26 protein-coding genes and 1 tRNA gene are annotated in these 23,183 nt (G+C 51.8%); 10 read left to right on the top strand and 17 right to left on the bottom strand.

Annotated features, from left to right (window positions below; translation table 11 throughout):
- From MJ770_RS15050 to MJ770_RS15080, 7 genes are all read right to left on the bottom strand, one after another.
- Positions 1–469, bottom strand: a 469-nt coding sequence (locus tag MJ770_RS15050) for an NUDIX hydrolase (RefSeq protein WP_239256023.1), incomplete at its 3' end; no start/stop codon positions are given.
- A 22-nt stretch (positions 470–491) separates the two neighbouring features.
- Complete coding sequence (locus MJ770_RS15055) at positions 492–968, bottom strand: flavin reductase family protein (RefSeq protein ID WP_239256025.1); 477 nt, start codon at positions 966–968, stop codon at positions 492–494.
- A gap of 130 nt (positions 969–1,098) precedes the next feature.
- Complete coding sequence (gene moaE / locus MJ770_RS15060; RefSeq protein ID WP_239256027.1) at positions 1,099–1,566, bottom strand: molybdopterin synthase catalytic subunit MoaE; 468 nt, start codon at positions 1,564–1,566, stop codon at positions 1,099–1,101.
- A 1-nt stretch (position 1,567) separates the two neighbouring features.
- Positions 1,568–1,819 (bottom strand): molybdopterin converting factor subunit 1, encoded by a 252-nt coding sequence (gene moaD, locus MJ770_RS15065; RefSeq protein WP_239256029.1) that lies wholly within the window; start codon positions 1,817–1,819, stop codon positions 1,568–1,570.
- Positions 1,816–2,313, bottom strand: coding sequence for a cyclic pyranopterin monophosphate synthase MoaC (gene moaC, locus MJ770_RS15070; protein WP_239256031.1), 498 nt, complete (start codon positions 2,311–2,313; stop codon positions 1,816–1,818). Before moaC ends, moaD begins: the two co-directional genes overlap by 4 nt.
- Positions 2,314–2,322: 9 nt before the next feature.
- Positions 2,323–2,973, bottom strand: coding sequence for an MBL fold metallo-hydrolase (locus tag MJ770_RS15075; RefSeq protein ID WP_239256033.1), 651 nt, complete (start codon positions 2,971–2,973; stop codon positions 2,323–2,325).
- Between the two features lie 168 nt (positions 2,974–3,141).
- Entirely contained in the window at positions 3,142–3,510 is a 369-nt protein-coding gene (locus MJ770_RS15080) for a hypothetical protein (protein WP_239256035.1), read from the bottom strand.
- A 546-nt stretch (positions 3,511–4,056) separates the two neighbouring features.
- Here MJ770_RS15080 and MJ770_RS15085 point away from each other — a divergent pair.
- Positions 4,057–4,146: transfer RNA gene (locus tag MJ770_RS15085), tRNA-Ser, on the top strand.
- A 159-nt stretch (positions 4,147–4,305) separates the two neighbouring features.
- Here MJ770_RS15085 and MJ770_RS15090 read toward each other — a convergent pair.
- The 3 genes from MJ770_RS15090 to istA all read right to left on the bottom strand — a co-directional run bounded on the left by MJ770_RS15090 (position 4,306) and on the right by istA (position 7,692).
- The gene (locus MJ770_RS15090; protein WP_239256037.1) at positions 4,306–5,385 is read right to left on the bottom strand and encodes a DUF3387 domain-containing protein; all 1,080 of its coding nucleotides are present in this window, start codon (positions 5,383–5,385) and stop codon (positions 4,306–4,308) included.
- Between the two features lie 70 nt (positions 5,386–5,455).
- Complete coding sequence (gene istB / locus MJ770_RS15095) at positions 5,456–6,223, bottom strand: IS21-like element helper ATPase IstB (RefSeq protein ID WP_076517572.1); 768 nt, start codon at positions 6,221–6,223, stop codon at positions 5,456–5,458.
- Positions 6,220–7,692 carry an IS21 family transposase gene (gene istA / locus MJ770_RS15100; RefSeq protein ID WP_239256038.1) on the bottom strand — a complete coding sequence of 491 codons (1,473 nt, stop codon included), beginning with the start codon at positions 7,690–7,692 and terminating at the stop codon, positions 6,220–6,222. The genes istB and istA overlap by 4 nt, the downstream gene beginning before the upstream one ends.
- Before the next feature lie 687 nt (positions 7,693–8,379).
- Here istA and MJ770_RS15105 point away from each other — a divergent pair.
- From MJ770_RS15105 to MJ770_RS15130, 5 genes are all read left to right on the top strand, one after another.
- Positions 8,380–8,646 carry a hypothetical protein gene (locus tag MJ770_RS15105; RefSeq protein WP_239256039.1) on the top strand — a complete coding sequence of 89 codons (267 nt, stop codon included), beginning with the start codon at positions 8,380–8,382 and terminating at the stop codon, positions 8,644–8,646.
- Between the two features lie 217 nt (positions 8,647–8,863).
- The gene (locus MJ770_RS15115) at positions 8,864–10,543 is read left to right on the top strand and encodes a Mu transposase C-terminal domain-containing protein (protein WP_239256040.1); all 1,680 of its coding nucleotides are present in this window, start codon (positions 8,864–8,866) and stop codon (positions 10,541–10,543) included.
- 2 nt (positions 10,544–10,545) lie between these two features.
- On the top strand, positions 10,546–11,454 hold the full coding sequence (locus tag MJ770_RS15120; protein ID WP_003830789.1) for a TniB family NTP-binding protein: 909 nt from the start codon (positions 10,546–10,548) through the stop codon (positions 11,452–11,454).
- Entirely contained in the window at positions 11,451–12,668 is a 1,218-nt protein-coding gene (locus MJ770_RS15125) for a TniQ family protein (protein WP_058177647.1), read from the top strand. The genes MJ770_RS15120 and MJ770_RS15125 overlap by 4 nt, the downstream gene beginning before the upstream one ends.
- A 46-nt stretch (positions 12,669–12,714) precedes the next feature.
- Positions 12,715–13,353: a recombinase family protein gene (locus MJ770_RS15130; RefSeq protein WP_003830791.1), complete on the top strand. Its 639-nt coding sequence runs from the start codon at positions 12,715–12,717 to the stop codon at positions 13,351–13,353.
- 248 nt (positions 13,354–13,601) lie between these two features.
- Here the strand turns inward: MJ770_RS15130 and qacE are convergent, their stop codons facing one another.
- The gene (gene qacE / locus MJ770_RS15135; RefSeq protein ID WP_000679429.1) at positions 13,602–13,934 is read right to left on the bottom strand and encodes a quaternary ammonium compound efflux SMR transporter QacE; all 333 of its coding nucleotides are present in this window, start codon (positions 13,932–13,934) and stop codon (positions 13,602–13,604) included.
- A gap of 244 nt (positions 13,935–14,178) precedes the next feature.
- On the opposite strand from qacE, the gene intI1 reads away from it, so the two are divergent.
- The 4 genes from intI1 to csrA all read left to right on the top strand — a co-directional run bounded on the left by intI1 (position 14,179) and on the right by csrA (position 18,268).
- Positions 14,179–15,192 (top strand): class 1 integron integrase IntI1, encoded by a 1,014-nt coding sequence (intI1, locus tag MJ770_RS15140; protein WP_000845048.1) that lies wholly within the window; start codon positions 14,179–14,181, stop codon positions 15,190–15,192.
- A gap of 175 nt (positions 15,193–15,367) precedes the next feature.
- Positions 15,368–16,798 carry an IS1182 family transposase gene (locus MJ770_RS15145; protein WP_239256041.1) on the top strand — a complete coding sequence of 477 codons (1,431 nt, stop codon included), beginning with the start codon at positions 15,368–15,370 and terminating at the stop codon, positions 16,796–16,798.
- A gap of 321 nt (positions 16,799–17,119) precedes the next feature.
- Complete coding sequence (locus MJ770_RS15150; protein WP_239256042.1) at positions 17,120–17,677, top strand: recombinase family protein; 558 nt, start codon at positions 17,120–17,122, stop codon at positions 17,675–17,677.
- A 357-nt stretch (positions 17,678–18,034) separates the two neighbouring features.
- Positions 18,035–18,268, top strand: a complete 234-nt coding sequence (gene csrA / locus MJ770_RS15155) for a carbon storage regulator CsrA (protein WP_239256043.1) — start codon at positions 18,035–18,037, stop codon at positions 18,266–18,268.
- A gap of 20 nt (positions 18,269–18,288) precedes the next feature.
- Here csrA and MJ770_RS15160 read toward each other — a convergent pair whose 3' ends face one another.
- The 6 genes from MJ770_RS15160 to MJ770_RS15185 form a co-directional block, all read right to left on the bottom strand.
- Positions 18,289–19,143 carry an Lcl C-terminal domain-containing protein gene (locus MJ770_RS15160; RefSeq protein ID WP_239256044.1) on the bottom strand — a complete coding sequence of 285 codons (855 nt, stop codon included), beginning with the start codon at positions 19,141–19,143 and terminating at the stop codon, positions 18,289–18,291.
- 147 nt (positions 19,144–19,290) lie between these two features.
- Positions 19,291–19,602: a hypothetical protein gene (locus MJ770_RS15165; protein ID WP_239256045.1), complete on the bottom strand. Its 312-nt coding sequence runs from the start codon at positions 19,600–19,602 to the stop codon at positions 19,291–19,293.
- Positions 19,599–20,279, bottom strand: coding sequence for a hypothetical protein (locus tag MJ770_RS15170; RefSeq protein ID WP_239256047.1), 681 nt, complete (start codon positions 20,277–20,279; stop codon positions 19,599–19,601). The genes MJ770_RS15165 and MJ770_RS15170 overlap by 4 nt, the downstream gene beginning before the upstream one ends.
- Positions 20,280–20,357: 78 nt before the next feature.
- Positions 20,358–21,146: a hypothetical protein gene (locus tag MJ770_RS15175; RefSeq protein WP_239256049.1), complete on the bottom strand. Its 789-nt coding sequence runs from the start codon at positions 21,144–21,146 to the stop codon at positions 20,358–20,360.
- 39 nt (positions 21,147–21,185) lie between these two features.
- Positions 21,186–21,632: a hypothetical protein gene (locus MJ770_RS15180; protein WP_239256051.1), complete on the bottom strand. Its 447-nt coding sequence runs from the start codon at positions 21,630–21,632 to the stop codon at positions 21,186–21,188.
- Positions 21,633–22,192: 560 nt separating this feature from the next.
- A complete protein-coding gene (locus tag MJ770_RS15185; protein WP_239256053.1) occupies positions 22,193–23,011 on the bottom strand; it encodes a hypothetical protein in 819 nt (272 codons plus the stop codon).
- Positions 23,012–23,183 lie beyond the last annotated feature (172 nt).

The following is a 23,183-nucleotide window of genomic DNA, read 5'->3' on the forward strand; positions in this document are numbered from 1 at the left end:
ATTCGGTAAGCACGTCGGTCACTATCGGAAATGCCAATTCAGACCAAGGAATATCCTCTTCTGAAAACAGCTTAGACTCCAGACTTTCTGGGCCAATGCCAAAGCCGCCGTCCAGCTCACCACGGTAAAAAACGTAGACCTGATTAATATGGGGAATATCAAATAAGCGATACAAGGTTTCGCCACGCACTTTGGCAGCAGCTTCTTCACGGGTTTCTCGCAGCGCGCCACCTAACATGGTCTCGCCGTTTTCCATAAACCCAGCAGGAATTGTCCAAAATCCCAGTCGCGGCTCAATGGCGCGACGACAAAGCAAAACTTGTTTACCCGCAATAGGTAAACAACCAACAACAACCTTAGGATTTTGGTAGTGAATAATATCGCACTGCGAACACACAAAACGAAGGCGATCATCGTCGGCAGGAATTTGTTTAACAACCTCTGCGCCGCAATTACTACAGTATTTCATCGCCCTCCCTACTCCAATTTACTTAGCGTAATTCACGGTACTGACCAGCATAAAACGCCAGCGGTTTAGCGCCCGGCTTGCAGTCCATTTCAACTACTTTGCCAACCACAATAATATGATCGCCACCATCATAATGCGCCCACGTTTCACATTCAAAACTGGTTAAGGCACCTCGTAATACCGGCGCGCCGCTCTTACCAATCCGGTAGTGATCATTATGCAAGTCGTGGTCACTTTTCTTTGAATAAAGATTAGACATGGCCATTTGGTCACTTGCCAACACATTAACGGTGAAGGTTTTCGACTTATTAAAAGCGTCTAAACACTCTGAGTCATTACGCAAACTCCACAACACCAGTGGCGGATCTAAAGACACCGAAGCAAACGAATTTACTGTCATACCAAATGGCTTATAGCCAGTAGGATTGGCGGTAATAACACAAACACCAGTAGTAAATTGGCCGAGGGCGTTACGAAATTGGCGGGGATCTAAGCTCATATAATGTCCTGTTTATACTATTATTATGGCAACTCACTAATGCTGCTGCCAAATGCTATTCTTGTATTGCTGACGGGAATTATACACCTAGGGGCCAACAAGTTTAGCTCAACAAGCTACTCCGATTAGACTACTCCGCGTGATCGCTCCATCTATTGAGCGCGTGAGTATCTGAGTCGCGAGCGTCTACCCAGCGCTCAGTGCCGTCTGCCCTGCGTTCTTTTTTCCAGAACGGCGCCTCGGATTTCAAAAAATCCATAATGAATTCACAGGCCGAAAACGCCGCATGACGATGCATAGAGCCAACGCCAACAAACACAATTTGCGAGCCCGGTAATAGTTCGCCTACCCGATGAATCACCGTCGCCGACAATAATGGCCAACGCTGGGCCGCACTATCAATAATCGCGTCAATGCTGCGCTCTGTCATTCCCGGATAATGTTCTAAGGCCATCGCGAGCACATCATCGCCGTCATTGTAGTCCCGCATCACGCCGACAAACTGCGCTACCGCACCGCAACGACTGCTACTTGCCAACGCGCGGCATTCATCGCTAACGTCAAAATCAGCTTCTTGAACAAGAACTCGCCGCTGCACCTTAGCCTCCCGTTACTGGTGGGTAAAATGCCACTTCATCGCCATCGCCAATCGTATCAGTATCATGTGCAATGGTTTGGTTAACGGCGCACAGCGTGTTGCCTGCAAACAACACGGCGGCCCACTCGTCGCCGCCATCGGCAACTAAACGGATTTTTAATTCGCTAACGGTAGTTGCCGTCGCCAGTGGCAAGGTCATTCGCCCCAAGCCCAGCTGCTCGCGGTACTTCGCAAAAAATAATACCGTAATCATTCTGGCGTCTCGCTGGCTTCGGCATACCATTCACCCGAACGCCCGCCAGATTTTGCCAACAGTTTGATATCCGACACGATCATGCCCTTATCCACCGCCTTGCACATATCGTAAATTGTCAGTGCCGCTACCGACACCGCCGTCAGGGCTTCCATTTCAACGCCTGTCTGCCCGGCCAATTTGCAGCGCGCGACAATGTGGACGGCGTTGTTAACATGATCCAAAGAGAACTCGACCTTAACCGACGACAACATAAGCGGATGACAAAGGGGAATAAGATCAGCGCATTTTTTTGCGCCCTGTATGCCCGCGATTCTCGCAACGGCTAATACATCACCTTTTTTATGGCCGCCGGAGGCAATTAAAGTGAGCGTTTCAGGCAGCATTGTCACTGTGGCGCTAGCGTGCGCCTCGCGTTGAGTCACCGCTTTATCGGTCACATCAACCATGTGTGCGTTACCCTGAGGGTCGAAATGGGTTAATTCATTACTCATAGCAATAGCTCATCCAAACCGGTGATCGGCAACAAAGGGATTGGTTTCCCGCTCTTGACCGAAGGTTGAGGTTGGGCCATGACCCGGTATAAACGTGACATCATCACCCAGCGGCCACAACTTGGTTTGGATGGAATTCACCAGAGTATCAAAATCGCCCTTGGGGAAATCGGTACGGCCAATAGAACCTTGGAATATGACATCACCCACAATCGCGAGACGTGCCGCTTCGTGGAAAAACACCACATGGCCCGGAGTATGTCCAGGGCAAAACTTCACCGCCAAAGTTTGCTTACCAAAACTGACCAAGTCTTCGTCATCTAACCATTCATCCGGCGTAAACGGGTCGGCATGCGGAAAACCCGTCATTTTGCACCACTCAGGTAATTTATCGATCCAGAATGCGTCTTCTTTCTGTGGGCCGATAATTTTAACGCCGTATTTTTTGCGCATCACATCCGCTGCTGCGCAGTGATCCATGTGACCGTGGGTCAAATAAATCACATCCAGAGTGCCACCTAACTGAGCGATGGCGGCCTCAATATTTTCTATATCGCCACCGGGATCGAAAATTGCCGCTTTGCCGGTTTCTTCACAGACCATTACTGAGCAATTTTGTTGGTAGGCCGTTACCGGCACAATCGTGCACTTTATCGTCATAACTTGTCGCAATTCTTAGAGTCAAAGCCCAATGATAAGCAGTCAGGCATGAACTTAACAGCGTCGCGGTAAATTATGAGTGGTGATAGGAGAGAACAAAGCCAATAGGGAGTATTGGCAAAACATAGCAACGAAACACCGTAGGCAAAAAACTCACCCAGTATTTGCTTACTTGTAGACGACCTGCCCGCGATACATTTGACGAGACTGCTGGCGCTCGGCGGGAACCTGGCTATGTGGAGGAAGCTCCTTGTCACGGTAAACTTTGGTCCCCCTGTAGGTGACCTCCGTTACCTGCCGCTCCATTACATTAGTGGTCGCGGATTTGACGACTGACTCTAACTGAAAAGGAATACCTGCTAGCGACATAATCTCAACCACGGTTTTGCGGGTAAAGGGATCACGACTGCGCTTACCTAAATCACCCAAACTGGTTAGCAGCTCTGGATCGGCTAGCCGTATCCTTGTCCCAAACTCAGCGAAAACACGAGCCCGCAATTGCTGCAACAGCGTCACCATTTCCGAAGAATACACCATAGGACTCCTTCTCACATTATTGAAGCTCTGTGCAAGCGGCATCGAGCACTCCCAAAAAGCATACTACGGTTTGCTACAAAGCAATAACTATTCCAGATCATAATCTCTAGAGGACATAAGGACTTACAAGGCAGCACCGGAAATTACTGCACCAATAATGAGCGATAAAAAATGAGCGCACCACATTGGAGCTCAAAGCCGAAATCAATTTACGTGGCAATTGCCATTACGAAGGATATTGGTTAGAGTAGCCGCCCTCAAAACGCGCTGTATAGGTCGTTGAGTAAGTTTTAGGAAGCTGCCCGAATGGCTGTTTCTAAGGCTTTGCCGGAGAAAGCGTCCGCAGGACAATAACGAGCACGCAGGCGTGCGGTCCTGACGCTCGTAAAACCATCTAAAAGTGCACAAGAAACGATTTTGGTGAGGTGTCCGAGTGGCTGTTTCGGAGGCTTCGCCGGAGAAAGCGTCCGCAGGACGATAACGAGCACGCAGGCGTGTGACCCTGACGCTCGTAAAACCATCTAAAAATGCACAAGAAACGATTTTGGTGAGGTGTCCGAGTGGCTGAAGGAGCACGCCTGGAAAGTGTGTAACGGGTCAAACTGTTCGAGGGTTCGAATCCCTCCCTCACCGCCATTATCAACTCAAAAGCCCTGTTTTTACAGGGCTTTTTTGTATCTCGAATTTACCAAAACAGCCAATGAAACCGTCAAATTTAGGCCCCTACCCGGCTCTACCCAATTAACGGGGGATGGCACTCATCAAACCCCGTTAATGATGAAGAGCCCCCACCCGTCACATTGTTTGGTACTTCTTAAAATTCTCAGCCTGCTCAAAGATCTCTTTGTAGACCTCATCCCGGTCTACAGGTGGGTACCCAAATTTAGCCAGCACCAATATTAAGCCAACCTTTAAGCCCGCCTTGATGTCGTCCCGCTGGCTCCAGTCGGTGTATTTCACTTTGTCTTGCACTACTTCTTTCACGGCTTTGGCTAGATCGAGGAGCCTGTCTTCTGGGTAGGTGAAGTCGTACTTAACAGCGAGACGAGCCAGGATGTCGTAGAAGGCCTTTTCTTCGAGGTCGATACCCATGTCTTCGAAAGAACCAATCTCGCGCTTGAGGTCATGGATCATATCCATGATTTCAACGGAGAAGTCTTCCAATACGCCGCTGACCAATACATCGTCTTCGCTGCGCTCATTGTAGTTGTCGACCAATGTCCGAAACTTCTTCGAGAAGTCCATGGCTTGCACTTTGTTGATCTTTTTGAAGTCCTCGATGGCCTTAGCCAAAAGCTGCTGCAGTAGTTTTATCTTAGTGTTGGGCAGTTTGATCTTGTCGATCTTGGCCATGTAGTCGTCATCAAAAATGTCGATCGCGCTCTGGGCCCCATCACCCATTTTAAGAATCTCTTCGACGCCGTCTGACTTCAGAGCCTCACTGATCATCTCCCGCACCCGGGCGTTCATTTGCGCGGTGTCAGGGCCATTGCCCTTGGTGAGTTTAAAGACGATGGAGCGCACCGCCAGATAGAAGTGAATCTGGTCTCGGTCGTTTTGGTTTATGCCGTCAGCGCCGCAGCAGATGTCGTATGCAGCCTTCATGCGCTTGGCCAGCGCCATAAAGCGTTTCTCAATCTGCTCGGTAGAGAGCGCAAACTCTGCCGCCATGTTCAGGCAGTTGAGCTGTTCAAGTGGACTGCCGTGGTAGTACAGGCTGGAATCAAACCGATGGAACATCTTGTTGAGCAAGTCGAGGTGGTCTTTGACCACAATGATGGACTGGCCAATCTCTTCGATATTCTGCTGGTCGGCCTTGTTGTAATGGGCCAACGCCAAGTTCATCTGCTTTTTGATGCCGATGTAATCCAACAATTACGTCTCTATTTTTACTTCTGTCTGGCGTCAACTATCTTGGCCGGTCGGCGACAACTATGATGGCCGGTTAGGTGGTTTCTCTTTTCACTTCTGATTTAGTCTTTTCAACATATTGTTGCTTACGATAACTTTCGCCCTCAAGTTCAATGATGGTGGCATGATGAATCAAGCGGTCAATGGCGGCAACGGTCATCATTCCGTCTGTGAATATACTGTCCCAAGCGCTAAAGGGTTGGTTGGCCGTCACAATTAACGTACCGCTTTCGTATCGGTGCGCGATAAATTCAAACAGCACATTTGTTTCTGCATCCGTCTTTTTCACGTAGCCAATATCGTCAATGATAATGACCGCGTATTTATCCAGTCGCGTCATCGCGGTCATGAGGTCAAGATCGCGCTTGGCTTGCTGGAGATGCTGTACCAGGGCGATTGCTGGGAAGCACTTACAGCGAATGCCCTGTTCGATTAGTGCGTGCCCCAAGGCGCTGGCAAGGTGTGTTTTACCTGTGCCGCTCGGGCCAATCAAAAGTACGTTGTCACTGCGGCGCGCCCACTCTACGTCTTGCTCAAGCTTAGCGATGCTGCGCTGATTTTGACCGCTAAACGGTTTTCTATCGAGCGTGGCAAACGTTTTTGTCGTCGTTAACTGCGATTCTCGACGCCACTTTTGTATACGGCGTTGGAGCCGATCCGCCATTTCATATTCGCACAGCGCGAGCAGGTAATCAGCGTGAGACCAGCCGCTATCCGCTGCCGTTTGCCACAGCGTTTTGTAATGCCGGGCGAAGCCCGGTAGGCGCAATTCTTTAAGCAATAACAGTACGGCGTCACTCATGAGTACACCGCCTCAAACGTATTGCGGGGGTTGGTCCACAGCAGCTCATCGTATGCCTTCAGTGAATGCTGTACCGGTTGCCTCGTCTCAGTCTCTCGTGTCTGGTGACTCAGGAACCGATCTTGCATCGCGAGGATTGATGGGAACTCGCCAAGCAAGGCACCGGCCAGTAAACTCTCACCCAAATCAGTTTCACAATCGTATTCAAAGGCTAGGCGCAAAACGGTTACCATCCATTTACACGCTTCGCGTTTTTCCAAGTGTTGATCCGCACATCGCCACAACTGCCGGTATGCCTCGTTAGGCAGCAAATCGTCTCGTAAGCTTGAGTAGCGGAAGGCTTGAGGCTTGGATGCTAAAGCCCGAATCACATGTTTGTAATCAATGCGGCGTGCACGCTGCTCGCCCGGTTTTGGATAAACACGCGGCAAAGTGAGCGCGTAGGTTTGTCCGACATAGAGCATGAGCTTGTCGTGGTGCAAGCGTAGTTGCAGACGCTCGCCGACGAGTCGTGAGGGTACTGAGTAAACCACCCGCCGAACCTCAATCGTAGCAGAGCGAGTGACCCGAACTGACAAAACTTGATAGTCAACAGAAGGTTGATCTGGCAGTGGACTCAGTGCAGCTTGTTCATCGGCAAACCGCGAACGAACCCGCTGATTGAGCTTGGCTACAGTTTTGTCGATCCAGTATTGGTACGCCGCAATGCACTCGAAATCGTGACTGCCACGCAGCTTAAACTGTTGTGACAAGCGATGTTTCAACGAACCGTTGGCGCATTCTACAACACCGTTTTCATGCGACTGGCCAGGGTTATTGCGGGTGGGCTGCATACGATAATGATCACACAAATCGCGGTATGCATCTGTCCATATATTCTGGGTATTGTTGCGTGCTGCACTGAGGCTGTCGGTGCGATGCTCAACCGGGCTGCCGCCTGCTTGTTGCAGTGCGCGCTGTAAACCACAGGCTAACGCTGCGTAGCTTTCGCCGCCTTGTACAATTGTGACTGAGCGCCAGCCGCTATAAGCAAGACGAAACTGATAGAGCAAGTGGGGAAAGGCCTGACCCGCAAGGGTAACCGCGTCATCGGGGTGGGTGAAATCGGAAAACCCTTGCTGCCCTATCACCGCTTGCTGGCGAAACATCACCTCTTTGTCGGGGCCGGACAGCGCACGCCATTGCTTTACCCGTCGCTGCAACGTTCTCAATACACGTTGATCGTAGTGCTCGGGGTAGTGCTCTTGCAAATACTCCAACAGCGTCAGTCCAGTAAGGCTCGGCTCGCGTTCGAGTAACACCACAAGCTCACGCTCCCAGACCGCCTCCAGCGGATCTTCGCGGGTGCGCCAATGGCGCTCAGGTGGATGGTGGATTGGGTCTTTCTCGATTCTACGGCCTGAACGGACGGAAATATTTGCCTTCGCGGCTGCAGTTTCTTGGGTGATACCACGTTGTCGATGCTGCATGTACAGCTCCTCTTGTCGTTGGGTGATATGTAATCCCGGCACGCTGTTCTCCAAGGGAAAATCAAAGTACCGAACGTTACACCCAACCGGCCAAGATAGTTGTCGTCAACCGGTCATCCTAATTGTCGCCGAACAAGCCTTTATTCAAACAATACAAACTGTTCATGAGGAAGAACTAGCAAAACTACAGGCTGTAGAAGCGGATAAAATAAAAAAGGAAGCGTTAGCCAAGGATGCTTGGCAACAAAATTTCGCTCAGATTACACCACCTAGATCGGCACATCACAACTATCCCGACCACCGCCGAAGACATATACCAAGCCACCGAAAATTGATCTCCATTTTTGGGTGCTTCAAGTGCAGTAACACGCCGAATCAACCATACGAATTCAAATCCCCAGACAAAATTTGCCCTAGCTGCGGCAGTACGAACAATATCACTTGGCGGCAAGAATAGTGTTAACTGGCATCAATCAGTCCAATTAGGGAAAACACCCCTAATATCATGTATATTTACAAACAGTTACACTCCGAAATTTCCTCTACTAGGGGTTAAAAGGGCCCACTTAATGTTGAGTTTTTACTATACGAAACATGGCCAAGTACCAATTTGGTACCAAAATAACACCAATTCAACACCAGAAATTCCCATAAGATAAAATATCAATATCTTGGTAGGACTAGAAAATGAGCGGTGGTCACTCAAAAGAATACGATGATGGCTTTAAGAGTTTTCTGAAAGATCCCGATTACTATAACAACCCGCATCAAAACTCCACTCAGGCATTCAACGATTTTGAACGCGGATGGACGCAAGCTCTAAAGCGCTACCCCGAACAGAAATCAGCTAGCAGCAAGCCTCCCACTCGTAGAACCATACCATCATCTCAAAAAGAAAAAATCTCGCCAGAACAAAAAAAAATTCGAAATGCTTACAAGAAGATTAGGGAGTAAACCCGAATTATAACGACCGTTTTATATACACCCTTATCGAGGCCAGTTTCGCTAGCGAAACTGCATGGTTTCGCGCTGTCATTTTCAGAAGACGACTGCACCAGTTGATTGGGCGTAATGGCTGTTGTGCAGCCAGCTCCTGACAGTTCAATATCAGAAGTGATCTGCACCAATCTCGACTATGCTCAATACTCGTGTGCACCAAAGCGAGGTGAGCATGGCGACGGACACCCCACGGATTCCAGAACAAGGCGTGGCCACTCTGCCTGATGAGGCTTGGGAGCGTGCGCGCCGTCGTGCGGAGATCATCAGTCCGTTGGCGCAGTCGGAGACGGTCGGGCACGAAGCGGCCGATATGGCGGCTCAGGCGCTGGGCTTGTCTCGGCGCCAGGTATACGTTCTGATCCGGCGTGCCCGGCAAGGCAGCGGCCTCGTGACGGATCTGGTGCCCGGCCAGTCCGGTGGAGGTAAAGGTAAGGGGCGCTTGCCGGAACCGGTCGAGCGCGTCATCCACGAGCTACTGCAAAAGCGGTTCCTGACCAAGCAGAAGCGCAGCCTAGCGGCCTTTCACCGCGAAGTCACTCAGGTGTGCAAGGCTCAAAAACTGCGAGTGCCGGCGCGCAATACCGTGGCCTTACGGATCGCTAGCCTTGACCCGCGCAAGGTCATCCGCCGGCGGGAAGGCCAGGATGCCGCTCGTGACCTGCAAGGTGTCGGTGGTGAGCCTCCCGCCGTGACCGCGCCACTGGAACAAGTGCAGATTGATCACACGGTCATCGACCTGATCGTGGTGGACGAGCGCGACCGGCAACCGATTGGCCGTCCGTATCTGACCATCGCCATCGACGTGTTTACCCGCTGCGTGCTCGGCATGGTCGTCACGCTGGAAGCGCCGTCATCTGTTTCGGTCGGCCTGTGCCTTGTGCATGTCGCCTGCGACAAGCGTCCCTGGCTGGAGGGTCTGAACATAGAAATGGAGTGGCCGATGAGCGGCAAGCCCAGGCTGCTCTACCTGGACAACGCGGCCGAGTTCAAGAGCGAAGCGCTACGCCGAGGCTGCGAGCAGCATGGCATCCGGCTTGACTATCGCCCGCTCGGGCAGCCGCACTACGGCGGCATCGTGGAACGGATCATCGGCACGGCGATGCAGATGATCCACGACGAATTGCCAGGGACGACCTTCTCCAACCCTGACCAGCGCGGCGACTACGATTCCGAAAACAAGGCCGCCCTGACGCTGCGTGAGCTGGAGCGCTGGCTCACGTTGGCGGTGGGCACCTATCACGGCTCTGTGCACAACGGCCTGCTTCAGCCGCCGGCGGCGCGCTGGTCAGAAGCCGTGGCGCGTGTCGGTGTACCGGCTGTCGTCACCCGCGCCTTGGCTTTTTTGGTCGATTTCCTGCCCATCATTCGCCGTACTCTGACTCGCACCGGCTTTGTCATCGACCACATTCACTACTACGCCGATGCGCTCAAACCGTGGATCGCACGACGCGACCGCTTGCCCGCTTTCCTGATCCGGCGCGACCCGCGTGACATCAGCCGTATCTGGGTGCTGGAACCGGAGGGGCAGCATTACCTGGAAATCCCCTACCGTACCTTGTCGCACCCGGCTGTCACCCTCTGGGAACAACGGCAGGCGCTGACGAAATTGCGGCAGCAGGGACGCGAACAGGTGGATGAGTCGGCGCTGTTCCGCATGATCGGGCAGATGCGCGAGATCGTGACCAGCGCGCAGAAGGCCACGCGCAAGGCGCGGCGCGACGCGGATCGACGCCAGCACCTCAAGGCATCGCCTCCGCCGGACAAGCCGATTCCGCCGAAAACGGACGTTGCTGATCCGCAGGCAGACAACCTGCCTCCGGCCAAACCGTTCGACCAGATCGAGGAGTGGTAGCCGTGGACGAATATCCCATCATCGACTTGTCACACCTGCTGCCAGCGGCACAGGGGCTGGCTCGGCTGCCGGCGGACGAGCGCATCCAGCGCCTTCGCGCCGACCGCTGGATCGGCTACCCGCGCGCGGTCGAGGCGCTGAACCGGCTGGAAACCCTGTATGCGTGGCCAAACAAGCAACGCATGCCCAACCTGCTGCTGGTTGGCCCGACCAACAACGGCAAGTCGATGATCATCGAGAAATTCCGGCGCACGCATCCGGCCAGCTCCGACGCGGACCAGGAACACATGCCGGTGCTGGTCGTGCAGATGCCGTCCGAACCGTCGGTGATCCGCTTCTACGTCGCGCTACTTGCCGCGATGGGGGCACCATTGCGCCCGCGCCCACGGCTGCCGGAAATGGAGCAACTGGCGCTGGCACTGCTGCGCAAGGTCGGCGTGCGCATGCTGGTGATCGACGAGCTGCACAACGTCTTGGCCGGCAACAGCGTCAACCGGCGGGAATTTCTCAACCTGCTGCGCTTCCTCGGCAATGAGCTGCGCATCCCATTGGTCGGGGTCGGCACGCGCGACGCCTACCTGGCCATCCGCTCGGATGACCAATTGGAAAACCGCTTCGAGCCCATGATGCTGCCGGTGTGGGAGGCCAACGACGATTGCTGCTCACTGCTGGCCAGCTTCGCCGCTTCGCTTCCATTGCGGCGACCCTCGTCGATTGCCACGCTGGACATGGCCCGCTACCTGCTCACACGCAGCGAGGGCACCATCGGCGAACTGGCGCACTTGCTGATGGCGGCGGCCCTCGTCGCCGTGGAGAGCGGCGAGGAAGCGATCAACCACCGCACGCTCAGCATGGCCGATTACACCGGCCCAAGCGAGCGGCGTCGGCAATTCGAGCGGGAACTGATGTGAAGCCAGCGCCACGCTGGCCACTGCATCCGGCACCCAGGGAAGCCGAAGCCCTGTCTTCGTGGCTCAACCGCGTGGCCCTTTGCTATCACATGGAAGTGTCCGAGCTGCTGGAGCACGATCTTGGTCACGGCCAGGTTGATGACCTGGACACCGCGCCACCACTGGCGCTGCTGGCGATGCTCTCCCAGCGGAGCGGTATCGAGCTGGATCGGCTGCGCTGCATGAGTTTCGCCGGCTGGGTGCCTTGGCTACTGGACAGCCTTGATGATCAGATTCCAGCCGCATTGGAAACCTATGCGTTCCAGCTCTCGGTACTGCTGCCGAGACTCCGCCGTAAGACGCGATCCATCACGAGCTGGCGTGCCTGGCTGCCCACCCAACCGATACACCGCGCCTGTCCGCTCTGCCTGAACGATCCGGAGAACCAAGCCGTACTGCTCGCGTGGAAGCTGCCCCTGATGCTGAGCTGCCCACTGCATGGCTGCTGGCTGGAATCCTATTGGGGCGTGCCAGGGCGGTTTCTCGGCTGGGAGAACGCCGACGCCGAACCGCGCACTGCCAGCGACGCGATTGCGGCGATGGACCAGCGTACCTGGCAGGCACTGACGACCGGCCACGTGGAGTTGCCGCGCCGACGCATCCACGCCGGATTGTGGTTTAGGCTGCTACGCACGCTGCTCGATGAGCTGAACACCCCGCTTTCGACGTGCGGCACCTACGCGGGGTATCTCCGCCAAATCTGGGAATGCTGCGGGCATCCGCTGCGTGCTGGGCAAAGTCTGTGGCGACCGTATGAAACCCTGAACCCGGCAGTACGGTTGCAGATGCTGGAGGCGGCGGCAACGGCAATCAGCTTGATTGAGGTGAGGGATATAAGCCCGCCAGGCGAGCACGCAAAGCTATTCTGGTCCGAGCCCCAAACCGGGTTCACCAGTGGCCTGCCGGCGAAAGCGCCGAAGCCCGAACCCGTCGATCACTGGCAGCGTGCAATCCAGGCCATTGATGAGGCCATCATTGAAGCACGACACAACCCCGAGACGGCACGCTCGCTGTTCGCGTTGGCTTCCTATGGTCGGCGCGACCCCGCTTCCTTGGAACAGTTGCGCGCCACCTTCGCGAAGGAAGGCATCCCGCCGGAATTTCTGTCACATTACCTGCCTGATGCACCCTTTGCATGTCTTAAACAAAATGACGGGTTAAGTGACAAATTTTGACGGATAGAGCTTTCCGGCTCACACTGTCACATAATCGAACGTATACGTGACGGGTGAAAAGGTGCTGATCGGCTACATGCGGGTATCGAAGGCGGACGGATCCCAGTCCACCAATTTGCAACGCGATGCGCTCATCGCCGCTGGTGTGAGCCTTGCGCACCTTTACGAGGATCTGGCCTCGGGCAGGCGCGATGATCGCCCAGGGTTGGCTGCTTGCCTGAAGGCGCTTCGTGAAGGGGACACGCTGATCGTGTGGAAGCTCGATCGGCTTGGCCGTGATCTGCGCCACCTGATCAACACCGTGCACGACCTAACTGCGCGTAGCGTGGGCCTGAAGGTCCTGACCGGTCACGGTGCGGCGGTCGACACGACGACTGCCGCCGGCAAGCTTGTGTTCGGTATTTTTGCCGCGCTGGCCGAGTTCGAGCGTGAGTTGATTTCCGAGCGAACAGTCGCTGGACTTATCTCGGCGCGCGCTCGCGGCAGGAAAGGGGGGCGCCCCTTCAAGATGACCGCCGCCAAGCTACGCCTGGCGATGGCCAGCATGGGGCAACCGGAAACCAAGGTGGGCGATCTCTGCGAAGAACTCGGGATTACCCGGCAGACGCTCTACCGGCACGTGTCGCCCAAGGGCGAACTGCGGCCAGACGGCGTAAAGCTGCTCTCCCTCGGTTCAGCCGCATAAATGGAGGCGACCTGGAACGGGGCGCTGTTCAGTGCGGCAACGATCCGATTACCGGTGTCGACCCAGAGCAGCCGTAGAGCTTTTGGGAAAGCTGTCGTTCAACGCCGAGTTCAGCGGCAGTTTTTAAGTTGTGATTTTATGGAATACTTTTGCGCAGCAAAACCATAAAGCCGCGACTTAAAAACTGTCCAGCGCAGGCACGAAGTGCTGGAGCGGTGCTGCAACGACTTGTTAGATGACTGAGTTTATTAGTGGGCACTTGCTTTGGAAAGCAAGTTTAAAACTACTACACCACTAACTATGAGCCCCATACCTACAAAGCCCCACGCATCAAGCTTTTGCCCATGAAGCAACCAGGCAATGGCTGTAATTATGACGACGCCGAGTCCCGACCAGACTGCATAAGCAACACCGACAGGGATGGATTTCATAACCAGAGAAAGAAAATAAAATGCGATGCCATAACCGATTATGACAACGGCGGAAGGGGCAAGCTTAGTAAAGCCCTCGCTAGATTTTAATGCGGATGTTGCGATTACTTCGCCAACTATTGCGATAACAAGAAAAAGCCAGCCTTTCATGATATATCTCCCAATTTGTGTAGGGCTTATTATGCACGCTTAAAAATAATAAAAGCAGACTTGACCTGATAGTTTGGCTGTGAGCAATTATGTGCTTAGTGCATCTAACTTTGTTTTAGGGCGACTGCCCTGCTGCGTAACATCGTTGCTGCTCCATAACATCAAACATCGACCCACGGCGTAACGCGCTTGCTGCTTGGATGCCCGAGGCATAGACTGTACAAAAAAACAGTCATAACAAGCCATGAAAACCGCCACTGCGCCGTTACCACCGCTGCGTTCGGTCAAGGTTCTGGACCAGTTGCGTGAGCGCATACGCTACTTGCATTACAGCTTACGAACCGAACAGGCTTATGTCCACTGGGTTCGTGCCTTCATCCGTTTCCACGGTGTGCGTCACCCGGCAACCTTGGGCAGCAGCGAAGTCGAGGCATTTCTGTCCTGGCTGGCGAACGAGCGCAAGGTTTCGGTCTCCACGCATCGTCAGGCATTGGCGGCCTTGCTGTTCTTCTACGGCAAGGTGCTGTGCACGGATCTGCCCTGGCTTCAGGAGATCGGAAGACCTCGGCCGTCGCGGCGCTTGCCGGTGGTGCTGACCCCGGATGAAGTGGTTCGCATCCTCGGTTTTCTGGAAGGCGAGCATCGTTTGTTCGCCCAGCTTCTGTATGGAACGGGCATGCGGATCAGTGAGGGTTTGCAACTGCGGGTCAAGGATCTGGATTTCGATCACGGCACGATCATCGTGCGGGAGGGCAAGGGCTCCAAGGATCGGGCCTTGATGTTACCCGAGAGCTTGGCACCCAGCCTGCGCGAGCAGCTGTCGCGTGCACGGGCATGGTGGCTGAAGGACCAGGCCGAGGGCCGCAGCGGCGTTGCGCTTCCCGACGCCCTTGAGCGGAAGTATCCGCGCGCCGGGCATTCCTGGCCGTGGTTCTGGGTTTTTGCGCAGCACACGCATTCGACCGATCCACGGAGCGGTGTCGTGCGTCGCCATCACATGTATGACCAGACCTTTCAGCGCGCCTTCAAACGTGCCGTAGAACAAGCAGGCATCACGAAGCCCGCCACACCGCACACCCTCCGCCACTCGTTCGCGACGGCCTTGCTCCGCAGCGGTTACGACATTCGAACCGTGCAGGATCTGCTCGGCCATTCCGACGTCTCTACGACGATGATTTACACGCATGTGCTGAAAGTTGGCGGTGCCGGAGTGCGCTCACCGCTTGATGCGCTGCCGCCCCTCACTAGTGAGAGGTAGGGCAGCGCAAGTCAATCCTGGCGGATTCACTACCCCTGCGCGAAGGCCATCGGTGCCGCATCGAACGGCCGGTTGCGGAAAGTCCTCCCTGCGTCCGCTGATGGCCCAGAGTGTGTAAAAACGCCCCGGTAGACCCTTGCTATGATTTCCAAGAATCTCACCGCAAGGGACGCCCATGAAACGGTTTATCCAGGGTGAACACCGAGGTCAAAGCACCTTACTTCCCGAAAGCCTCGACGACTACGTCAGCGATACCAATCCGGTTCGGGTGGTTGACGTTTTCGTCGATGAACTCGACTTGGCCACGCTAGGTTTTGATGGCGTCATTCCAGCCGAAACCGGCAGACCTGCCTACCACCCGGCGATCCTGCTGAAGATCTACATCTACGGTTACCTAAACCGCATTCAATCGAGCCGACGTCTTGAGCGAGAAGCCCAGCGCAACGTCGAACTCATGTGGCTAACCGGGCGTTTGATGCCCGATTTCAAGACCATCGCCAACTTCCGAAAAGACAACAGCAAGGCCATTCGCGGCGTCTGCCGCCAGTTCGTTTTGCTCTGCCAGCAGTTGGGGTTGTTTGGCGAAAACTTAGTTGCCATCGACGGCAGCAAATTCAAGGCAGTGAACAACCGTGACCGCAATTTCACCAGCGCCAAACTGAAGCGGCGCATGGAAGAAATCGAGGCGAGCATCAGCCGTTATTTGGCTGTGCTCGATGCGGCTGATCGACAGATTCCTAGCGCCTCCGCGCCAGACACTGCCAGCCTTGAAGATAAAATTTCCAAGCTCAAAGCGCAGATGAAAGAGCTTCAGGGGATCGAAACTCAGCTCAACGATTCCCCTGATAAACAGGTTTCGCTGACCGACCCGGATGCCCGTTCGATGATGACGCGCGGCAGCGGTATCGTCGGCTACAACGTGCAGACGGCTGTCGATACGCAGCACCATTTAATAGTCGCTCATGAAGTCACCAACAACGGTTCCGACCGTGACCAACTCAGTTCAATGGCGAAGCAGGCTCGTGAAGCCATCGGCGCAGAAACGCTGTCCGTGGTGGCTGACCGAGGCTACTTCAAGGGTGAAGAAATCCTTGCCTGTCACGACGCAAACATCACGGCCTACGTGCCTAAGCCAATGACTTCAAGCGCCAAGGCTGATGGCCGATTCAACAAAGATGCCTTCGTGTATGACCCGACGAAAAACGAATACACCTGCCCGGCGGGAGAGGCACTGATCTGGCGATTCTCCAGCGTTGAGAAAGGCATGAATATGCACTGTTACTGGAGTTCAAAGTGCCAGAGTTGCACGCTGAAAACCCAGTGCACGCCAAGCACAAATCGTCGAGTAAGGCGCTGGGAACATGAAGCGGTGCTGGAGGAAATGCAACGCCGGCTGAACCAAGTACCGGAGATGATGCGGGTTCGAAAACGGACTGTTGAGCATCCCTTCGGGACGCTCAAACAATGGATGGGGGCAACGCACTTCCTGACTCGAAAACTGAACGGGGTGAGTGCGGAGATGAGCTTGAATGTGCTCGCCTACAACTTGAAGCGGGTGATGAAAATCATCGGCACCGAAGGCTTGTTGAAGGCGATGACGGCGTAAAAGCCCCAGCTTTTACTGCTCCAGGAGGCGCCACAGCGCTTCATACGCGCTCTGAAGCGTTACCGGCGCTGATCGTGGTAAATAATCGGGAAATCACCACGTCCAGGAGCAATGGGCTGAAGCACGCACGATAAGAAAGTGTTTTTACACACTCTGGGCCGGCAGCAGCCCGTCGTTGCCTGATGGATCCAACCCCTCCGCTGCTATAGTGCAGTCGGCTTCTGACGTTCAGTGCAGCCGTCTTCTGAAAACGACACGCGCCCAAAAACCCGTACAATAATCTATGTACAAAAAACGCACCTTTTATGATCAGGGCTTGAAATGATAATAGGTTACGCCCGAGTCTCTACAGCCGACCAAAATACTGCCTTACAGATCGACGCACTCAACGCAGCCGGTGCTGAGCGGATATACCAAGAATCACAATCAGGAGTATCTAGAGACCGTCTGGAACTGGCTAAATGCATCGACACATTGAGATCAGGGGATACGCTAATAGTATGGCGATTAGACCGACTAGGCCGGAGCCTAAAAGATTTGGTTGCTATCATTGCTGAACTTGAGGGTAAAGGTGTTGGCTTCCGCTCCATTACTGAAGCTATCGACACTACAACTGCGGGAGGAAAACTTGTTTTCCATATTTTTGGTTCTCTTGCAGAGTTCGAACGTTCAATGATTCAAGAGAGGACAAAAGCCGGTCTAGCTGCTGCACGAGCACGAGGTAGGAAAGGAGGACGGCCACGAGCCCTATCGGCAGACCAAGTGAAAAAAGCCAATGCCATGCTCAGTGATCCGACGATTACTAAGACTGAAGTGGCCAAACACTTCAAAATCACTAGAGCTACATTAAACGCTGCTCTAGGATACAAACCAACCTAATTAGAGCAAGTACAAAAGGGTGAACCGTAAAGAATAAAGATCGTGGGCGCTGCCCACACCCGCAATCAGCCGTGATTAATCCTCGGGGACTGGAACGATAAAACCATTCCAGCTCCTCGTTATAGGCTATAAGCAACTCCGTCTATCCAGTGTAAAGCCTACGGCCCAATCCTTCCCCCGTTCAGACTTCCTCGCTACTCTCGTTCGCTTAGCTGCGGCCTCAGTCTTGGCACTGGACAGACAAACTCATTGCCAATTCCTATACGACACTTTACGTTTACAGTTTCGCTAGCGAAATTCGCTAAATATCATATGTTGGTTAGACTGAAAACTTACATCACAAAAGGAGAAACATGGATGTTGATCTTAACTAGAAGTATAGGCGAGACATTGATGATCGGTGATGACGTTACCGTCACAGTGCTTGGCGCTAAAGGTAACCAGATTCGACTCGGGATAGATGCCCCTAAAACAGTTGATATTTACCGTGAAGAAATTTACCGCCGTATACAAACAGAATATTTTACCCTTAGCGACGAAGATCGAACTTGGTTAAACCAAAAACCCGTTGGCAGAGAGATTTTAGATTAGTTCTGCTATTGGTAAAATAGTTACTCGAAGTCTCTCACCCATAAAGCCGCAATGCTAACGCCAGGGTTGTTGTAGGGAACACTAATTCCATAGCCGCCTTCTTTGTAAGCGATAGTTTTGACATATGGTTGTGAATCGTAGGTTGGGGTGAACAGATCACTCGTTTGATATGCAGAAACAATGGAAATGTCAGTGAAGACACTTGTAACCACTACTGGCGCAGAAGAAAAACGACAGGCAGGGCTGGATCCGGTTGTTCCTGGAAATACCTTAGGATCTCTGCTGTCGCAGTAAGCAATCGACATAGCCTCATTCACGCTCGGTAATCGCCAGCCACTGGGAGCATCGCTAGAGTTGTTGGTAGCACTCTGTCTTTTTACCTCACCATCGCAACGATTCTGCGTATTATTCCAATCTTGCCCATTGCTACATCTGTGCCATTCAAGGCCTGTAGCGTGGTCACGTACATACTGATTTGAAACTCCCGTAATTTCATACCGAGGGAAGAAGCTAACCTTATTCGATGCAGGGCTCTCACCGCCATCGTTTACAGCAGTAGCAACTATGAAATACTCCTCAAATAGGTTGTCGACTATCTTCGTAAATGGACTGGTAGCATCAATATGCATGGAGGTGTCAGTCATGGCGGCCCAATTATCTGGCGTTAGTTCTGGATCTGAGGCTGAGTAGAGGTTGTAACTTGTCGCCGTTTGGACGCTGCTCCAAGTAACCTGAAAACCATTTACGCTAGAGGTTACCTCAATAAGAGGGCTATCTACGGGGGCGCTTACACCGCCACCGCCACCGCCACCGCCACAAGCAGTTAATATGAATACCAGGGGAATAGAAATGAGTAGTTTTGTTTTGAGTGACATATACCAATCCTTTGCTTGTTAAGATTCCTAATCTGCAAAGTAACAAGCAGAGGTCGTCCAATATATTACATTTACCGCGGTTCTGTGTATAACCGCTAATGTGACGCTAGAGCCATCTACACTGAGCTTGTTCGGTGACGCATGCTGTCAAAGCAGATCATCGAGATCGATCTCTATTATTGAGTTGTTCTGCCGCTCCATTACACGAGCAGCGAGTTCCAAATCCTCCTCTCGCTCCGAGTCAAATATATCCAGGACACTGTCCTTTGCTGGAAAGGCAACAATATTTGCAGAGTCAGGAAGTTTAGCCTTTTCATCATCTTCGGTTATAACAAAAAAGCCTTGCCCCTCTAATTTTTTACCCTCTTCCACTAACTCAGCAAACGCTCGCTCTTCTCGGGTCTGAAATTTAATGATTGTCATAGTGATTTCGCTAGCGAAATTGCTTCCATTAATCATTCTCTCCTGTTATTTTTTATTTCATGATAACGGGCAATAGCCTCTTCCGAAGAATCATAAACCTCTACAACTGCATTTGAATATCTTGAACCAGCACGATCTCTTAAGTTTTTACCACTCTTCAACTCAAGAACCTGCTCTTCGGTTAGAATTGGAAACCCCTCTTCAATTTCTAAATAGCTATCAGGACGGCATAACAGACGAGATTTCGTTAATAAAAACGTTATGGTTCTTCCTGTTGTTAAATAAGATATAACCCTAAAGCCTGTATAGAACTTATCCTTCGGCCTATTACCGATAAGGTCAAAACCTATTCTATCCGTTTCGCCACACCGATTTGAGTATGGCTTGAAATTTTCCAATTGAGGCGTAAGAAAAAATGGACCTTGGGTAATTGATTTATAAATTTTCCCATATATGCTGTCAGCCGTTGATCCAGAGACCAGTTTCTCTCCTATCGACAGGCTTGCTTCTATTCTTTCTTCGGCTATACCGTTTTTACGTGCACGTAACTCCGCGAGTTCTAAAGCTTTATAACGCTCATCACAATCATATGGCATAATTTTAAAAACCAAACACTCTTGATATTTTCTAGATGTTTCTTCTATATCATTTAATCGGCTAGCATCACACCCTGAAATAATAAATATTGTTACCATGAAGATGATTTTTTTCATTTTTAAATACTTCTATAAAGGAGATTTAAATACTTATCCGAACGTATAACTGCTTAGGTCGATTAATCTAATGGTTATTTAAAAATCACCCATACTCCTGAAAGTAAATAACCCCATTGTATCTTCTGGTGAGAGTTTTTCTTTCCTTCCATCATCCAATATCCAATATCCGATATCTTTGTCTTTCATAAGCCTTAAAAACAAAGCTTGTAAACTTACAGCTGATTCTAAGGATGTACAAAAATAGTACACATTAGAGTACTTATGATTTTCAATATTATTTAAATGGCCTTTAATTATTTGGATATAGCGTTGAGGTGTTTTCCTGCTCCTTTCGACCTCAATGGCAACAGGAAGAACACCCTTTTCATTAAAAAATTCACTAATGACACCATCAGGATAAACTGCCCACCTTTCCGGATGATTTTTCTTTTTATTGTGAGCGGGTAATAGTCGCGTAGGCGTCCAACCACAAAATTCAGGATTACTATGAAGATATTGCCTACATCTTTGCACATCCAATGTATGAGCAATTGTAACTGAAGACACACTTCCTGTGCGGTGGTACCTAAGATTAACTGTAGCAATTTCATCTGGAGTTAAGCCTTCTAAAACACCACTAGATGTAATTCCCCACAATGGTAATGCTCGGCCACCAATGAATTTTACTTCGTCTTTAATTAACAACCCTCGCTCGGCCATTCGATTAAGTACATTACGAGCAGCACGGTCTCCTACCCCCATCTCGACAGCTAAAATCGTAGTAGAACTGTAAATTTCACTTCTAAGAAATGTTAATACAGCTATTTCTTTTTCGTTAGCCCTAGCTCTACGGATAGCTGGATCAGCTATTAAATATTCATTCATTATTTAGAAGCCTTAAATGAGTTATTTATAGCACCAACTTTATACCTGTATGACTGGGGGGAGCCGCTCATCAAAAATCGGCCCCAGCCGATTTAGTGCACCCCAGTGCACGGTTGGTGAGTGGGGGGCAAGCCCCGCGCGTCGGACAGCGGCCGACAACCCGCATTGAGGGGCGACGTTCAGGAGCGCACGGAATGAAGGATTACCGGTAAGGGTTCCCTGGCTAATTGCAAAATTAGACGAGGGCCGGTAAGTCGTAGTGGAGGGCCAAAGTTGCCATGTTGCAAGCGGACGCGGCACATGAAAACTGAAGCCCGCAAAGCGGGTTGTCGGGCGTAGCCAGACGCGCCCCAGAAAACGTAATGCAGCGTTCAGCGGAATGAAGTGCGCAGCCCATGTAATGGGCGAAGAGGTTATTTGGTGTGGCGTCCAGCCACTCCAAATAACCAGTCTTTTGACTTTGATTTTTGCCCTATTTAGCCGCATTTTGGTTCTTATCTCTCGTTCCGCATAGAGTAACGAAGATAAAGATACAAAGTGAAGTACGTAAAATCAAGGTTTTTTCCGATCGGAAAATCTGTCAAGGGGTTGGTGCGGCCCGCAGGCGCTATCGCGCCGAGGACTCGGCCCCTTGACAGATTTGGAGACCGGATAGCCTCGATCTGAGGGGCATGAGCAAGCGAAGCGCCGCCATGCTCCCGAGGGTCAAACACGGTTGTTTGTGGGGAAGTCCAGAAGGGGCAAAGCCCCGTTTGGAACAACTGAAGCGAAGCGTAAGGCGTTAGTAATAAATAAAAGTTCTCGCCTTTGGCGAGGCATTATTGATTGCGAAGCAATCCTTATATTGATTTATATTTTTGTTTGATTAAGAGAAGACACTTAATGAAGTTATTAACAGACACTTAAATTCCTTCTACTAATAAGCAAGTATGCCGGTGGCGTTGATCCAACGCCACCGGCATATATCGAGCAAAAAAAAGAGCCTTCCGGCTCCTTTTTAACGCTTTACTCATGATTTCACCTGCCAAGCGACCACGCCACCACCCTCAACCCAAACGAGGCCCCAGAAGCCGTTTTTCAGCCTCCTCGTACGCCTTATCCCTACTCCACTCAGGATGCCTCTGTTTAATATCTAAGGCCGTTAACATTAGCTGCTTTCGATACTCCGTATTGTCTGGAGGCGCCCCACCATAAAAGGACTTTTTCTTATAGGGATGCTTTACCACCCCGCCGCCTAAAGCACCCAAGAAAAGAGAAAACTTAGCCTTCTTTGTCCGTGCAACAGGCTCACTTTTATTTTCCTGCTCTTGGGCTCTTTCTCTCATTTTTTTCTTCAGGCGCTTATTCGCCTTCTCTCTCTCAACACGAAGTTTTCCCAGAAGATCGAGCGCCCCAAATAGTTCTTTAGAAATAGCCTTCACCGACGCCAAACCCTTATAGGTACCATCTGGCTGAGCTTGGCACCGCCGAGCCACGGTAATGATTCCCGCACCCTTAAGATCCTTTAACGCCCTTTCTACACGCTTCAAAGTCATTCCAGTATCTTCAGCTATGTAGTCTACCGTATAACTCATAAAGCCCGTTTCAGTTGGGATACCCACTCGCAAACTGACCAAATCCATCCGCTTTAACAACGCCGCAATAAGGCGAATGCACGCCTCACGACGCTCACTACGCTGCATTCGGGCGCTACCATTCGCAAGATTAAGAGAGGGTATTAATTTAGTAGGGTGATTGTAATAGTCTTTCACCCGCTCCATCGCGAGCGTGATTATAGGAGGTAAGCCGCCCTTCCCTTTATTGGCGGGCCTCGCAAGAATAAAGGCTGGCTTCAACGGATTATGTCCGCAGAAATTACCGCCCATATTGATTCTTGGTGTATACGAATGTGACGCCAAAAATGCCCCCTGATTCAAATATCAGGGAAGCCCCCCTCATCAAAACACCCCTCATTGATGCTCAAAAGTAGGCATAACGAGTTGCGGCCTGATGGGTTCTTGCGTATATTATGGATACGCAAGGGCTTCCCAAGCCTGA

Source organism: Candidatus Nitrotoga sp. M5, assembly GCF_927904885.1.
GTDB lineage: Bacteria > Pseudomonadota > Gammaproteobacteria > Burkholderiales > Gallionellaceae > Nitrotoga.